This is a genomic window from Pseudomonas sp. SWI44, assembly GCF_002947915.1.
Taxonomy (GTDB): domain Bacteria; phylum Pseudomonadota; class Gammaproteobacteria; order Pseudomonadales; family Pseudomonadaceae; genus Aquipseudomonas; species Aquipseudomonas taiwanensis.
Map to the genome: position 1 here is coordinate 3,734,325 of NZ_CP026674.1, position 15,291 is coordinate 3,749,615.

At 66.0% G+C, this 15,291-nt stretch carries 13 protein-coding genes; 12 read left to right on the plus strand and 1 reads right to left on the minus strand.

What is annotated here, in order from left to right:
* Window positions 1-3 precede the first annotated feature (3 nt).
* The 12 genes from C4Q26_RS17555 (at window position 4) to gspN (ending at window position 10,718) form a co-directional block, all read left to right on the plus strand.
* On the plus strand, window positions 4-1,632 hold the full coding sequence (locus tag C4Q26_RS17555; RefSeq protein WP_104883354.1) for a lipoprotein UxpA: 1,629 nt from the start codon (window positions 4-6) through the stop codon (window positions 1,630-1,632).
* Complete coding sequence (locus C4Q26_RS17560) at window positions 1,629-2,054, plus strand: pilus assembly protein PilZ (protein WP_104881331.1); 426 nt, start codon at window positions 1,629-1,631, stop codon at window positions 2,052-2,054. The genes C4Q26_RS17555 and C4Q26_RS17560 overlap by 4 nt, the downstream gene beginning before the upstream one ends.
* Before the next feature lie 3 nt (window positions 2,055-2,057).
* Complete coding sequence (gene gspD / locus C4Q26_RS17565; protein WP_027906560.1) at window positions 2,058-4,010, plus strand: type II secretion system secretin GspD; 1,953 nt, start codon at window positions 2,058-2,060, stop codon at window positions 4,008-4,010.
* Window positions 4,010-5,458 carry a GspE/PulE family protein gene (locus tag C4Q26_RS17570; protein ID WP_104883355.1) on the plus strand — a complete coding sequence of 483 codons (1,449 nt, stop codon included), beginning with the start codon at window positions 4,010-4,012 and terminating at the stop codon, window positions 5,456-5,458. The genes gspD and C4Q26_RS17570 overlap by 1 nt, the downstream gene beginning before the upstream one ends.
* Window positions 5,459-5,461: 3 nt before the next feature.
* Window positions 5,462-6,664, plus strand: coding sequence for a type II secretion system inner membrane protein GspF (gspF, locus tag C4Q26_RS17575; RefSeq protein WP_104883356.1), 1,203 nt, complete (start codon window positions 5,462-5,464; stop codon window positions 6,662-6,664).
* Between the two features lie 17 nt (window positions 6,665-6,681).
* Window positions 6,682-7,116, plus strand: coding sequence for a type II secretion system major pseudopilin GspG (gene gspG / locus C4Q26_RS17580; RefSeq protein ID WP_023382061.1), 435 nt, complete (start codon window positions 6,682-6,684; stop codon window positions 7,114-7,116).
* A 3-nt stretch (window positions 7,117-7,119) separates the two neighbouring features.
* Complete coding sequence (gspH, locus tag C4Q26_RS17585) at window positions 7,120-7,557, plus strand: type II secretion system minor pseudopilin GspH (RefSeq protein ID WP_104883357.1); 438 nt, start codon at window positions 7,120-7,122, stop codon at window positions 7,555-7,557.
* Window positions 7,554-7,922: a type II secretion system protein gene (locus tag C4Q26_RS17590; protein WP_104883358.1), complete on the plus strand. Its 369-nt coding sequence runs from the start codon at window positions 7,554-7,556 to the stop codon at window positions 7,920-7,922. The genes gspH and C4Q26_RS17590 overlap by 4 nt, the downstream gene beginning before the upstream one ends.
* A gap of 75 nt (window positions 7,923-7,997) precedes the next feature.
* Window positions 7,998-8,588, plus strand: coding sequence for a prepilin-type N-terminal cleavage/methylation domain-containing protein (locus tag C4Q26_RS17595; protein WP_027906558.1), 591 nt, complete (start codon window positions 7,998-8,000; stop codon window positions 8,586-8,588).
* Window positions 8,585-9,679 carry a GspL/Epsl periplasmic domain-containing protein gene (locus C4Q26_RS17600; RefSeq protein ID WP_041925741.1) on the plus strand — a complete coding sequence of 365 codons (1,095 nt, stop codon included), beginning with the start codon at window positions 8,585-8,587 and terminating at the stop codon, window positions 9,677-9,679. Before C4Q26_RS17595 ends, C4Q26_RS17600 begins: the two co-directional genes overlap by 4 nt.
* A complete protein-coding gene (gene gspM / locus C4Q26_RS17605; RefSeq protein WP_027906556.1) occupies window positions 9,676-10,062 on the plus strand; it encodes a type II secretion system protein GspM in 387 nt (128 codons plus the stop codon). The genes C4Q26_RS17600 and gspM overlap by 4 nt, the downstream gene beginning before the upstream one ends.
* Window positions 10,059-10,718 (plus strand): type II secretion system protein N, encoded by a 660-nt coding sequence (gene gspN, locus C4Q26_RS17610; RefSeq protein WP_027906555.1) that lies wholly within the window; start codon window positions 10,059-10,061, stop codon window positions 10,716-10,718. Before gspM ends, gspN begins: the two co-directional genes overlap by 4 nt.
* Before the next feature lie 37 nt (window positions 10,719-10,755).
* Here the strand turns inward: gspN and C4Q26_RS17615 are convergent, their stop codons facing one another.
* Window positions 10,756-15,282, minus strand: a complete 4,527-nt coding sequence (locus C4Q26_RS17615) for a hemagglutinin repeat-containing protein (protein ID WP_104883359.1) — start codon at window positions 15,280-15,282, stop codon at window positions 10,756-10,758.
* Window positions 15,283-15,291 lie beyond the last annotated feature (9 nt).

The window sequence follows — 15,291 nt, forward strand, 5'->3', positions numbered from 1 at the left end:
AGCATGCACAGGCGTGAAGTAATCAGCTGGATGGGGATCGGTGCACTGGCACCGCTACTCGGCGCCTGTTCCGCACTGCCCGGCTCGCGTCGCGAGGACGCCAGCCTCGATTTGTTGTACATAGCCGATACCCTCGATGCACGCCAGCCGGGCCCGGCCGTGGTGCCGGCCACGCGGTTAGGGCCAGTCAGCCATCTGGGCCGCGCACCCTGGATGACTGGCGCCAGTGCCAGCGTCGCTCACCCGCAACTTGCACCACTGCTCGATGCTAGCCAGGCGTCAGCCGCTCAGTTGGGAGGCTACGCGGTGCTGGGCGCCTTGCTTGAGCAGTTGCGCGCGCAAGCCGGTTCGGGGAATAGCCTGACCCTGGAAAACGGCCAGGGCTGGAATGGCAGCGGCCTGGCCTACCTGACCCAGGGCGAGAGCGGCCTGCAAGGCAGTCAACTGCTGGGCAGTGAGGTGCGGGTCAGCAGCGATGAGCGCGTGCTCTGGCCGCAGCGTTGCGCCGGCCTGTATCGTCAGTCTTCCTCCGTTACCCTCGGCGCCGGGCTTGCTGGCGAGCAACGCCAGGCCTTGGGGCTGGAGGCGCTGCACCTGTTCGAACGCGGCGGTGTACGCATCGCCGTGGTAGGCGTCACCGACCCCTACGCCCAGGACCAGAAAGCCTCATTGAAGCAGTGGTACCACTCGCTGAGCCCGGCCTTCGAACAGGCCCGACGCGAGGCCGACCTGGTGGTGGCCCTGGCCGATGTCGGTACCGGGCCGGGTTTGTGGCTGGCCGAGCGTGTCAAGGAAGTTGACGTCGTGTTGTGCGCCCGAGGTCAGGACCTGTGGCCCGCACCCGTGCCGGTGACCCAGGCCAGCGGTCGCCAGGTGCCGGTGCTCTTCGCCGGTTGTCGTGGCAGTGGGGCATTTCGGCTGCGTTGCCAGCAGGTAGCTGGACAATGGCAGTTCGATGCGCATTTTTTCCCTGCGTTCGCGTACCAGCTTTCACCCGCGGCGCAACGGCGCGCAGGCCAGTTGCAAGGCCAGTTGCGCCAGCAGCGCGCAGGTCATGCGGCCTGGCTTGACCAACCGTTGGCCCGCGCGCCGCAAGCGCTATGGCGCCGCGATACCCGCGCTGGCAGTTGGGACCAACTGCTGCACCAGGCCTTGGCGGATGACGGCAGCATGCCAGTGCTGTTGCCCGGTCTGCGCTACGACTACCCCGTGGCAATGGGCGATGCCATCACCCGTGAGCATCTGATCAGCCTCACCGGCAGCTATCCGGCCCCGGTGGTCGAAGCGCCAGCGCGCCAGGTCGAACACGTGCTGGAAAACGCCGCCGAGCAACTGTTCGGCGACCCATTGCTGCTGGACAACAGCCAGGACCTGCCGCGCTGGCAGGGCCAGCCATGGCGCGTCAGCTACAGCCCGCAGGGCAAGCGCATCACCGGCCTGGATCCGGTCCAGGGGGTGTGTCGCACCTTCGGCTTGCAGTTCGACGCCCAGGCCGGCGAACCACTGTGGCAGCGGGTCGAGGCCTGGCTGGCGGACCAGCCGACAGGCTGGCAGCTGGCGCCGCTTCAGTTGCCTGAAGTGCGTTATGTGCAGGGACACCCCGGCTGGCACCCACGGCAGGTGGCCTCGTGAGCCTGGGCGCCAGGCTAGTGACCGGCAGTTGCCTGACGCTGGCCGCCTGGCTCGCCGCCCAATGCCTGCTGCAACTGGGGCGCTCGCCGCAACCGGCCAGCCCGCCTGCCGCCAGCGACACACCGCTGCCTGGGTTGATGGTCGGTCACTGGTCGGCGTCAGGCAACGACGGTGCCATCGCCATCACGCGTCTGCCGCTGCAGTACCTCGGTGGCCTCAAGGCCCAGCCACTGTCCGCCAGTGTGGTGGTGCTGCGCTTCGGCCAGCAGGTGCGCACGCTCGGGCGAGGCCAGCGCCTGGCGCCGGGTATCGTGTTGCAGGACATCGACGCCGATGGCCTGATTTTCGACAACCAGGGGCGGCGTGAACGCCTGCCCTGGCCGCCACGCCCCGCCGTGGCCGGCTTCAAGCGGCAAGGATGAAAGATGCTCGTTAGATACTGCGTTGCCGCGACCATGAGCCTGGCGCTGACGCTTGCGTGGGCCGAGGAACCCGAGGTGTTCGAGGAGGATGGCACACCGCGGTATGAGGTGAATTTCGTCGATACCGAATTGGGCGAGTTCATCGACAGCGTGTCGCGTATCACCGGCACTACCTTCATCGTCGATCCACGGGTCAAGGGCAAGGTCACGGTCCGCACCGTCGACCGTCACGATGCCGATGCCATCTACGATATCTTCCTGGCGCAGTTGCGCGCACAGGGGTACGCCGCCGTCGACCTGCCCAATGGCAGTGTGAAGATCGTACCCGACCAGGCTGCGCGCCTGGAGCCGGTGCCGGTGGAGTCCGCCGGCCAACCAGGTGAAGGCAGCGATGGCGTGGCCACGCGGGTATTCAATGTACGCAACGCCGCCAGCGAGCAGATGCTCGGCATCCTCAAGCCGCTGATCGACCCTCGGGTCGGGGTCATTACGCCTTATCCGGCGGCTAACCTGCTGGTGGTCACGGACTGGCGCAGCAATCTAGAACGCATCGACAGCCTGCTACGTCAGCTCGACCAGGTCAGCGACGAACCGTTGCAGGTCATGCCCCTGCAGCATGCCAGCGCTACCGACACCGCGCCGTTGCTGACTCGTCTGTTGGCCCGGGAGCAGGGCGGCGACAGTACCCAAGTGGTCGCCGACCCTCGCAGCAATGCGCTTCTGGTACGCGGCAGCACAGACCGTGTGCGTGCCCTGCTCAAGCAGCTCGACCGCCCCAGTGACAACCAGCACAGCAGCAATACCCAGGTGATCTACCTGCGCCATGCCAACGCCGGCGAGGTGGTGAAGGTGTTGCGCGGGCTGAGTCAGGACGGCGCGGTGCCCGGCGAAGGCGAAGAGGAGGGCAAGGACAAGCGCTTGGCACCGGCCAACGACCTGGGCATCCGCCTGGAGTACGAAGAAGGTACCAATGCGGTGGTGATGGTGGGGCCCGACAGCGCGTTGGCGGCCTATCGCACGATCGTCGAGCAGTTGGACATCCGTCGCGCCCAGGTGGTCGTCGAGGCGATCATCGCCGAGGTTTCCGACAGCCGCGCCCAGGAACTGGGTGTGCAATGGCTGTTCGCGGATGAAAAGTTCGGCGCCGGTATCGTCAACTTCGGCAGCAACGGGGTGAACATTGCCAACATTGCCGGCGCGGCGGCCAGTGGCGACAACGAGGCACTTGGCGATCTGCTGTCGGCCACCACGGGGGCCACGGCGGGCATCGGCCATATCGGCGGTGGCTTCAATTTCGCCATGCTGATCAACGCCCTCAAAGGCAAGAGCGGCTTCAACCTGCTGTCTACACCGACCCTGCTGACCCTGGACAACGCCGAAGCGTCGATCCTGGTCGGTCAGGAAGTGCCGTTCGTCACCGGCTCCGTCACCCAGAACAACGCCAACCCCTACCAGACCATCGAGCGCAAGGAAGTCGGGGTGAAGCTGCGGATCAAACCGCAGATCAACATCGACAACAGCGTGCGCCTGGATATCGTCCAGGAGGTTTCGTCCATCGCCGACTCCACCACCGCCAGCGATGTGATCACCAACAAGCGTGAGATCAAGACCAAGGTGATGGTCGAGGACAACGGCCTGGTGATCCTGGGCGGCCTGATCAGCGATGAGCTGAGCACCAGTGACCAACGCGTGCCATTTCTGGGGGACATCCCGGGCCTTGGCCGGTTGTTCCGCTCCGATGCCAGCAAGAACACCAAGCAGAACCTGATGGTGTTCATCCGCCCGCGCATCCTGCGCGACGGCCCCAGCCTGGCTGGCTTGAGCGAAGACAAATACCGCACCTTGCAGCAGACCACGCCGCTGAACCTGCCCGGCCTTGCCGGCGCTCAGAGCGCTACGCCGTTGATGCAGGCGTTCCCCGCCAGCCGGGCACGCCTCGAAGGCGGTGACTGGTGATGCTGCCCTACCGCCTGGCGCGTCACGCGGGGCTCGCCATCGCGCCTGCCGAAAGTGGCTGGCAACTCTGGCTGCGCCACGGGGCCGACAGCTGCCAGTTGCAGGAACTGCTGCGCGTCCACGGCCAGCCCAGTGCACTCCAATACCTGGCGCCAGATGCTTTCGATGCGCGCCTTGGCCAGCTGTACCAGGCGGGCGAAGGGGCCAACGAAGCATTGATAGAAGGCATAGGCGAGCAGGTCGACCTGGACAGCCTGATCAGCGACATGCCGCGCATCGAGGACTTGCTCGAAAGTGACGACGAAGCCCCGGTCATTCGCCTGATCAACGGGCTGTTCGGCCAGGCCTTGCGCCTGCGCGCTTCGGACATCCACATCGAAACCTTCGAGCAGAGCCTGGTGGTGCGCCTGCGGGTCGATGGCCACTTGCGCGAGGTGCTGCGCCCACCTCGGGCGCTGTCAGCGATGCTGGTATCGCGGATCAAGGTCATGGCGCGCCTGGACATCGCCGAGAAGCGCCAGCCGCAGGACGGGCGCATCACCTTGCGCGCTGCCGGGCGTGAAGTGGATGTGCGTGTCTCGACCCTGCCTGGCATCCATGGCGAGCGGGTGGTGATGCGTGTACTCGACAAGCAGGCCAGCCTGCTGGCGCTGGACAACCTGGGTATGCCGGCCGCCGTGCTGCAAGGCCTGCGCGCCTGTCTGGCGCGGCCCAATGGCATCGTGCTGTCCACCGGGCCGACCGGTTCAGGCAAGACCACCACCCTGTATGCCAGCCTCAATGGCCTCAACGATGGCAGCCGCAATATCCTTACCGTCGAGGACCCGGTGGAGTACGCCATTACCGGCATCGGCCAGACCGCTATCAACCCACGAGCCGGGCTGACCTTCGCCAATGGCCTTCGGGCCATCCTGCGTCAGGATCCGGACGTGATCATGCTGGGGGAAATCCGCGACCAGGAAACCGCGCAGATCGCCGTTCAGGCCAGCCTCACCGGCCACTTGGTGCTGTCGACCCTGCACACCAACAGTGCGGTAGGTGCCGTGACGCGCTTGCGCGACATGGGCATCGAGCCGTTCCTGATCGCTTCATGCCTGCGTGGCGTGCTGGCCCAGCGCCTGGTGCGCCGGCTATGCCATTGTGCGGTGGCGCATCCTCTGCAAGTGGCCGAACGCGAGATGTGGCCGGAACTGGCGACGCTGGGCGACAGCTACCACCCGGTAGGCTGTGCGGATTGCCAGGGTAGCGGCTATGTCGGACGCATTGGCCTGTACGAGTTCGTCGAACTGGATGCAGGCCTGATCGGCTTGTTGTATGACGGTGCCAGTGAAGTCGCCATGCACGATTACCTCGCCCCACGACGCCAGAGCCTGCTGGCCATGGCCAGCGATTGCCTGGCAAGCGGCCAGACTAGCCTGGCCGAAGTGCTGCGCGTGGTGCAGGGCTGAGCCATGCCGACCTACCGCTACCACGCCGTCGATCTAACCGGCAAAACCCACACGGCTAGCCTGCAAGCCGACAGTGAGCGCCATGCCCGCCAGCTACTGCGCGAGCAAGGGCTGTTCGCCCGTCGATTGTCCGGTGCCAAGGGCGGGGGGCGCACGTCTCGTCGACAGCGGCTGAGCCGTGCGCAGTTGTGTGAGCTGACCCGTCAACTGGCCACGCTCACAGGCGCTGGTATCCCGTTGGTCGATGCCCTGGCCACGCTTGAGCGCCAACTGCGCGAACCGCAGTTGCACAGCGTGCTGGTGGCCTTGCGAGGCTCGCTGGCCGAGGGCCTGGGGTTGGCTCGCAGCCTTGCCCGTCAAGGGGCGCCATTCTCTGGGCTCTATTGTGCGCTGGTCGAGGCCGGCGAGCGTTCCGGGCGCCTGGCCCAGGTGCTCACACGTCTGGCAGATCATCTGGAGCAAGTCCAAAGGCAACAGCACAAGGCGCGCACCGCGCTGATCTACCCCGTCGTGCTGATGGGCGTGTCGCTGGCGGTGGTGGTCGGGCTCATGACGTTCGTGGTGCCCAAACTCACCGAGCAGTTCGCCCATGCCGGGCAAGGCCTGCCCCTGATCACCTCGCTGTTGATCGGGCTGAGCCAGGGCTTGGTGCAGGCCGGTCCCTGGTTGCTGGCATTGGCACTGCTGCTCACGGGCCTCTCTGGCTGGCTGCTGCGCAAGCCGTACTGGTGCCTGCGCCGCGATGAGCTGCTGCTGCGCCTGCCGCGCATCGGCACCCTGCTGCAGGTGCTGGAAAGCGCGCGGCTGGCGCGCAGCCTGGCGATTCTCAGCGGCAGTGGCGTGGCATTGCTCGAAGCCTTGCAGGTGGCCACCGAAACCGTCGGCAACCGGCGTATCCGCCTGGCCATGGAGCAGGTGCGCCTGCAAGTGCAGGGCGGCACCAGCCTGCATCGCGCCCTGGACGCCAGTCAGCAATTCCCGCCGCTGCTGGTGAACATGGTGGGCAGCGGCGAAGCCAGCGGCACCCTGTCCGACATGCTCGAACGCGTGGCCGACGACCAGGAGCGGGGCTTCGCCCGCCAGGTGGATACGGCCATGGCGCTTTTCGAACCCCTGATGATCCTGGTGATGGGCGCGGTGGTGCTGTTCATCGTGCTGGCGGTCCTGCTGCCGATCATGCAACTGAACCAGGGCCTGCAACTGTGAACACAAGGAGTACCGACATGCAGCAACGACGCACCCGCCAGAGCGGTTTCACCCTGATGGAAATCATGGTGGTGATCTTCATCATCGGCCTGTTGATCGCCGTGGTCGCGCCCAGCGTACTGGGCAACCAGGACAAGGCCATGCGCCAGAAGGTCATGGCCGACCTGGCCACCCTGGAACAGGCCCTGGACATGTATCGCCTGGACAACCTGCGCTTTCCCAGCAACGAGCAGGGCTTGGCCGCTCTGGTGAAAAAGCCTGCGCAGGAGCCGCTGCCACGGGCCTGGCGCAGCGATGGTTACGTGCGTCGCTTACCGCAGGACCCTTGGGGCACGCCTTACCAGTACCGCATGCCGGGCGAGCATGGTCGGGTCGATGTGTATTCGCTGGGGGCCGACGGCATGGCCGGCGGTGAAGGGCAGGATGCCGACCTGGGCAACTGGGAGCTGTAGCCCATGACGGACCAGCGCGGTTTCAGCTTGCTTGAGCTGCTGGTGGTACTGGCCATCGCCGGGTTGATGACCGGGCTTGCCGTCGCCTCACTCGAGAGCGGTGGGGCGAATGTCGACCAGGCGTTGCAGCGCCTGGCCGCCGAGACCCGCGCACAGGCTGCGTTGGCACGCCACACCGGACAACTGCGCGGGTTGCGCTGGACCGGCCAGCATCCACAGTTCGTCCGCAGGGAGGGGGCACGTTGGGTCGTCGAACCGGTCACCTTCGACCCTTGGCCCAAGGGCTTGCGCCCTGACTGGCCGGCCAGCGCGCAACCTCACGTGCTGTTCACGGCCCAAGGCTGGGCGCAGCCGGGCAGTGTGCGCTGGCATTGGGCCGAGGGCAGCCAGCGCTGGGACTGGAGCCACGATGGCCGTTTGCGGGTAGCGGCGGCGCCATGAAGCACAGGCAACAGGGCTTCACCTTGCTGGAAGTCACCGTCGCCCTGGCGATTACCGCCGTGCTGGCGGTCATCACCAGCCAGGTCTTGCGCCAGCGCCTGGCCGTTCAGGATAGCGTGCAACACCACCGCCTGGGACTGCTCTGCGCGCGGGAGCTGCAAGCGCGCTTCACCGTCGAGCAGTTTTGGCCGACCGCTAACCAGGTTGGCGGCGTGCTGAGCCAGGGCGGGCAAGCCTGTCATTGGCAATTGCAGTTGCGTGGCACCGGTGTGCGCGACTTGCGCCGGGGTGAGTTGCAGCTTTACGCCGACCGCGACCAGCGCCTTGCGCTGGGCCAGTTCAGCGTATTTCTGGAGCGCCCCTGATGCCCGCGATCAGCTGTTCTGTAGGCGCTGGCTTGGCGGAGATCAGGCTATGAAAGCGACCATGGGAGTGACCCAATGAAGCGGCGCCAGGCGGGCCTGACCCTGATCGAACTGTTGGTCGCACTGGCCCTGACCGCGCTACTGGGCGTCATGCTTTCGGCGCTGGTCAATGGCTGGCTGAAGGTGCGCGAACGGCTGCAGTCGACGACCCAGGAAACCAGTGTGCTGGACTTTTGCCTGGCCCTGGAGCGGCGTTTCGACAGCCCGGTGCTGCGCCGTGTCCATGAACAACGTCTGCCACTGGCCAGCCGGTGGCTCGATTGGCAGCCCGACCGCCAGCAACTGCTGTGGGTGGCTGCTGCCGCCATACCAGAAGCCGAAGGGGGTTCACGGCTTCAGCGCCAGCGTCTGCGTTTCGATGTCCGCCAACAGCGCGTGTTACTGGAAAGCTCTGCCGACCTGTACGCCGCTGGCGCGCCCCATTGGGTATTGCGTGAGCAACTGGAGCGGGTCAGCGCGATGAACATTCTTTACCACCAGGGTGGCCGTTGGCTGGCCTGGCCTTCCGATCAACCGGCGCACCCAGGTCGCGGCGTGCGCTTGGAACTGCAGCGTGATGGAGCACCCTATGTCTGCACCTTCGTTCTCCCTTGGGGGCGGTCATGATGCTTGAGTGGCGTCGACGGACAGCGAATCGGCCCCGCTTGTTGCTGCGGCCGGGCATCGTCTGGGATTGGATGCTGATCGACACGAGGGGCGCGACAACAGAAGGGGTAGGTAAGCCGCCGGTGCAGGAGGATGTTCAGGTTGTGCTGATCATCCCCGCGCAGCATTGCAGCCAGTTCCAAGTGGCGGCACCGCCGCGGCTCAAGCGCGAGGAGTGGCCGATGCTTCTGGAAGATCGCTTGCTTGAGCACCCGGAGGATGTCGTGTGCGCGCGCCTCTGCGCCCCACCCGGGCAACTGCAGTTGTTGGTGGTGGCGCGCCAGGCCCTGGCGGGCTGGCGCGAGCAGTGTGCCGAGTGGGGGCTGCAGGCCGAGCACTGTTGGGCCGAGTTCCAGTTGATGCCGATGCCTGAACCAGGTGCTGCCTGGCAGTGGCGAAGATCGTCGGGCCTGACGCTGTTCAAGGGCATGACGGCCGAGGCGAACGAGCTGTGGCTGGCCTGGCCCGATGGACTGGGCGAGCTGCCAGAACACCCTTGGTCAAGCCTGCGCAGACAATTCATGGAAGGCCCATGGCCGACGCCCTTGGCGTCGCTGGCGCAATTGCCTCGTGTGTTCGAGCAGCGCGGTGGGGCATGCAAGTTGCCTGGCGTGTCGCGGCAACAGCGCGGTCTGCTGGTGGCCTGCCTGCTGTTAGCGTGTACGTGGGGCGGGGTGTGCCTGACCCAGCAGTGGCACCAAGCCCAGGTCTGGCGTGCCGAGGTGGCGGCGGTTGCCGGCGAGCATGCCAGCCCTCGCCAGGCTGCCCAGGCGCTCAAGCGCCTGCGGGAAGGCCAGGTACAGCAGCAGCTGCGCTTACGCCAGCTCGACGAGCTGCAAGCATGTCTGCAGGGTTGGCTGCGTGAGCACCCCCAGTGGCGGCTGCAAGCGGTGCGCTTCGACGGCCAGCGTTGGCACCTGCGCCTGGAGGGTGATGGCGTTGCGCCGCCCTGGCGTGAAATGGCCGAGACGGCCGGTGCGCGTGTCGAGGTTCAAGGCGGGACGCCGGCGCTGCAGTGGCAAGTGACCTTCGACCTGGGGGATGCGGTATGAACCTGTACGGGTTGCAGCGCAAGCGGGGCGTGCTCGCAGGGTGCCTGATCGGGCTGCTGGTGGCGGTGCTGGTTACCCGTGAAGGGCTGAGCCTTTGGCGTGAGCTGGGGCAATGGCGCGAACTGGCGCAAACGGCTGGCCGTTTGCCTGGAGGGCCGGCGTTGAGCCTTGAGCGTTTGCATCAGTCGGCCCTGGTGGCGCGCATCGACATCAGCCAGGTCGAGCCGCAAGGCGAGCGCTGGCAGGTGCGCGGCCAGGTCGCAGATGCGCAGCATCTTCAGGGCTGGTTGCAGACTCTCCAGGCAGAGGGCGTGCAGCCGCTGCAGTGGGGGCTGGAGCAGGACGCCGGGCGCTTGCGGTTCGACCTGTTGGTGCAGCCATGAGCCGACGCGGATTGTTGTGGATGGCACTGGTGTTCGGGCTGACCGTGCTGGTGGAATTACCCGCCAGTTGGGTGGCGCGCGCCTCGGGGGCCGCGCTTGGCGGCGTCAGCGGAACGCTGTGGCACGGACAGGCGCAACATTGGGGGGCGGTCGGTCCGTTGCGATGGACCTTGCAACCATGGCGTCTGGTAGCAATCGGCGAGCTGGGTTACCAAGGCCAGGCCTGGCAGTTACGTGCCGAAGGTTGGCCATGGCGCTGGCGCTTGCAGGTGCAGGCGACAGGTGCGCAAGCGACTGCGCAGGCGGACTATCGCCTGGCGGGGCAATGGCAAGGCACGCTGACGGCGCAAGGCTCGGGGCTGAACTGCCAGGGTTCGGCTGGGCGCCTGCAGGCAGTGGATGTGGCGGTGAGCGCACCCTGGTCATTGGCGTTGGGGCAAGGCTCGATCGAGCTGGATTGCCGGGCGGGCTGGCATCTGCTGGGACACCTGGCGCTGCAGGGGCAGCACCAGGTGAACCTGGATGCCGACCTGATGCAGCGAACGGCGCAGGTCCGATTCCAGATGCAGCCCGATGCCGCCTTGACGCCCGTGCTGCGTGGCGCGCAATGGATGGAGGCACAGGCGACTTCAGGTCAGCGTCGCTTGAGGTGGTAGGCGGGCAGGGCGACGACGCCCAACCCGCCCGGTCCAGTCAATCACGCTTGCCCTGTACGCTCGATGCCCACGCCTGGTTGCGGTTGTAGCCGCTGGTGCGCAGCAAGCCCAGGTCGAGCGCATTCTCGCCATCGGCCGCCCCCTTGCCTTTGGTCAGCTGGGCCACGGCGGTACCCAGGTCGACTGGCGAGTTGGAGGCGTCGATCGACACGTCACGGCGATAATCGCTGCCGCTCAGGGTTTCACGGGTTACGGCTTGGGCACGCAGTGCGACATCGCCTTTGGCCGACTGCAACCGCGCGCCCATCAACTGCGCTTCGCCTGCGACGTTCAGGTCGATACCTTCGCTGCCTTTGAGCGCTGTCGGGTGAGCGACGCTGTCACGCTGCGCGTGGGTGAGGTCGAGACTGAAGGTTGGCGAGAAGCCGGGTTCCGCCTTGCTCAAGGCCGGGCCGGCTTTCTTCGCGACGTTCCCTCCCAATGGCCCGGCCAGCGAACTGGCGGCATTGACGTAGCCCTGCGGGTTCTTTTCCTGGCTCAATCGCGCATCGGCATTGATTGTCAGGGTATCGACGCGGTCCTTGAGACTGGCCAGCTTCAGGTCACCGCCGACATCGCCGGTGATGCGCTCGGCTTCCAGGCTGGTGCCTTCCAGCTGTGTGTCGCCGAGGCTTGCCAGGCTGATGTGCCCGGCGCGCAGGGTATTGGCGTTCCAGGTCTGGTTGTCGCGCTTGTCCAGGTCGACCTTGACGCGGCCATGCAGGCCGCGGGTATCGGTCGCGCCCGTGGCCATGCTGAAACCGGCACCTGCAGTGATGTCCAGGTTGTTGCGGCGCTCGATATCCTTCGACGCTTCGATCCGCAGGCCGCCGTTGCTTGCGTTCAGCGCAATCTGTTCGGCGGAAACCTGCAGCCCTTGCAAGTGCGCAGCGAGGTTGTCGCGGGCGCGGCTGGTCACGCTCAGTTTTCCGCCGCTGGCGATCTGCGCATCGACCGCCTGGCTGGCGTTCTCGTCCACCCTGCCGTTGCTGAAGTGGCCACCGAGGGCGCCGCTCTGTGTAGCGCCCGTCTTGGCCGCCAGTTCCATGCCGCCGCCCAGGTTGGCGCCACTGGCCTGTTGGGTATCGCTGGCGGCCTTGACCTGCAAACGGCCGCCGCTGTCCAGATAGGTATCGCCTACCTTGGCGGTGCGATCGCCGATGCGGGTGCCTTCGAGCAACAGGTCGCCCGCGCTGCTCAGGCGTACTTCGCCTTTGGCATCGACCTGTGCGACCTGTGCCTTGGTTTGCTCGCTGTTTTTCTGGACGTGGTCGAGGTAGCCGCGGGTCTCGCCTCCGGTGCTGTCCGGGCGGTTGCCGCCCTTGGCCCAGGCGTTGCCATCAAGCTGGCGCGACGACTGTTTGCTGTGGTTGGTCGCCTGGGTCAGGGCCAGGTCGCCGCCACTGCGAACGAGGACATGGCCGTCACCGCCATCGAAGCGTGTGCCTTCGTAGCGGCCGTCGCTACCCAACTGTACCTGGATGCCTTGTTGGCCATAGAGGCTGCCGGGCACCGCTGTGTTGGCGACTTCCAGCTTGTCCAGTGAACCGCCTTTGCCAGAGGCACGCATGTTCAGGTCGCTGCCGGTGGTGCTGTCCACGCGCAGGTCGCCGCCATAGGCCAGCCGCTGCACAGTGGTCTGCTGAGTGTTTTCGGCTGCCCGCAGGTGATGCCGGTCGGCGTCGATCTGCAAGGCGCCGGCGTTGGCTCGCCACGCGGTGCCTTGGTCTTCGATGATGTCAGCCTTGCTGGTCACCGCGCTGCCGGACAACTCGCTGACCTGGGCATAGCCACGGCGCTGGTTTTCCAGGCGCTTGATGTGCTCCAGCGTCAGGTCGGCACCCACGCTGGGCGCTGCCATGGCATCTTCGGGCGAAGCTTGCTGGAAGCGCTGAGCCTCCTCGCCCAGTATCAGGCGCTCGATCGGGCGGGTGAGATCACGGTACTCCACGCTGGCCCCCAGGCTGCCACGCCAGTTGTCGGTGACTTCCTCACGCTGTTCGATGTTTTCCGGGGCGCGGTTGTCGATGTGCGTGGCGACGACCTGCAGGGTTTTACCGGCCTCGACGCGTGCCGCTTCGTTGGCCAGTTCGCCCGTGTCGATCTTCACGTCGCCGCTGGCCTGGAGTTCGCTGCGTTGCACTTTGCTGTCGAGCGCGGTGACCGTGAGGGTGTCGTGGTGGCCATCGAACGCACTGCCGAGCCGGTCGATGCCGCCGGTCACGGTCAGGCCGCCACCGCTCTGCTGAGTACGGGTGGTTTCTTGCGTGTCGTTGCGTGTGACGCCCAGGGTCAACTGTTTGCCGTGCAGGCCTAGGTCACCCGCGCTGGCCTGAACCTTCGAACCATTGACCTGCAGATGAGCGCCGCTGTCGAGGGTTACCGAGGCGCCCTTGAGTTCGCTGGCAACCTGGCGGGTCTCGACGCGTTCACCGGTCGTCGTGGCGACTTCATAGCCCACGCTGGCCGCGTACTGGCGCGATTCAGGCTTGCCGTCCTGGGCCGCATGGGTTTGCCTGGCATCGGCGCTGAAGCTGCGCTGCTGGGACGAGGTTTGGATGAGGTCCCGGGACTGTGCACTGTCGACCAGCAGGTCGCCCTTTGCTTCGACTTGCAGGTGCTTGCCGGCCTCCACCCTGGCGCCCCGCACACGCAATGCGTCGGCGCTGGCCAGGCGCAGGTTGGTGGTGGACGACACGTCACTGATCAACACCTGGGCTCTTTGCGTTTTGCTCTCGTGCTTGTTGCCGAGCAGACCGAACAACTTGCTGCTGCTATCGCGCTGGGTGGACGTGCTGCTGCCCTGATCGGCTTCGATGGCCAGGTGACCTTTTTCGCTGTAGAGCACGGCATCGCCCTCGGCCATGACACGGCTGCCCTTGAGGCTGACTTGGTCGGCGACCACCTGCATGGCGCCGTCGCTGGTGATGCTGCTGCCGACCACGGTCTGGCCTTGGCTTTCCTTGCCTTTGCGGTCGCCGAAGAAGGTGCCGGATACCAGATCGCCCCGGTAATTGCGCTGAGTGCCCTGTTCTTTCAAGGCTGTGGTCCGCACCTCGACGGTCCTTGCCTTGATGGTCTGGTCGCCGCCGCTGTGCAGGGTGCTGCCGTTGACCCTGAGGGTATCGGCAACCTTGACCGTCATGCGTCCGGCATCGAGGGCGCTGGCATTGGCCTTCTCGGCGAGCAGGTCCGAGTCACGGTCTCCGCGCCACAGGTCCTTGCGATGGCGCACCTTTTCCTGGATACGCAGGCTGTCGATACCGGCTTCGATGTTCAGATTGCCGCCACTGTTCAGCTCAAGGTCGCTGGGGGTGCTGAGGTTGGCCGCCACCATTTGCATGTCGTCCCCGGACTGCAAGGCCATGCCGTCGCGACCGTGCAGGGTTGTGCCGTGCTGCGTCTTGTTGGTGGTGGTGCGCTCACGGTTGTAGGTTTCCCGGGTGACGAACAGGAACTTCTTGTTCCACTTGTCGCGATTTCGCTCGATGGTTTCCCGGGTTTCGGCATCCAGGGTCAGCTTCTTGTCGGCCTTGAGCTCGACGCGCCTGGCGTGGCCGTCGACGGCGCTCAGGCTCAGGTCGTCGGCAGCGCTGAGCGTCAGCGCGCCTTGTTCGCTGCGCAGCTTGGCATGATTTTCGGCATCGCCCTTCACCTGCAACCCGCCAGCGGAGCGGATGTCGATACCCTCGCGGCCTTCGACCTCCATCGCCCCCATGCGCACTCCAGCGCCCTCGGCGGTACTCACCACACGAATGCGTCCGGCACGCATGGCGCCGAACAGGCTGGCGTCGATGGTCGAGGGCAGCGCAGGCAGGTGCTCGACGATCTGGCCACTGCCGTGGTCGATCCGATGGCGGCCTACGGTGATGTTCAGATCCTGCTTGGCCTGCAGCAGCCCCGTGCTGTTCAGGCGGGGTGCGATCAGGTCGAGCGCGCCTTCGCTGTTGCTCTGCCCACCTTCGAGCACCTGCAAGCTGCCGCTGGCACTGAGCGTGTCGAGGTACTGGAGTTGCTCGGCTTGCATCTCGGGCGTGCCGACCACGAAGCCTGCACGGGTGGTGTTGATGAAACTGCCGCCGTTGAGGGTGATGCCGTTGGGGTTGGCCAGAATGTAATCGGCCGGGCGGCCGAAGATTTCCTGCGGCCCTTCGATCAACGATGCGTTGCGGCTGACGACCTCGTTGAGAATGGTGGAGGCTGCCTGCCCCTGGAACTGCGGATTGGCGGCCAGGGCACCGGCCAGCTGCGACTGGCCGGCTTGCAAGGCGTTGTTGAGCACTAAACCGGGTCTACCCACGTTGTAGTCGAGAAACTGGTTGTGCGACAGGCCATTGGCGTTGGGGGCGACGATGTCGATGACCGGAACGCCGTGGCCGCTGTTGATCACGGGTGTGCCGCCTGGGCCTGGTGCCGCTTGCAGGCCACCTTGGGCCATAGCGGTGCCGGGGCTCAGCACGGCGAGGAAAATGGCCCAGCGCAAGGTATCGGGACGGGGGGATTTCAACGGCGAGAGTGTTTGCATGTTCTCGTT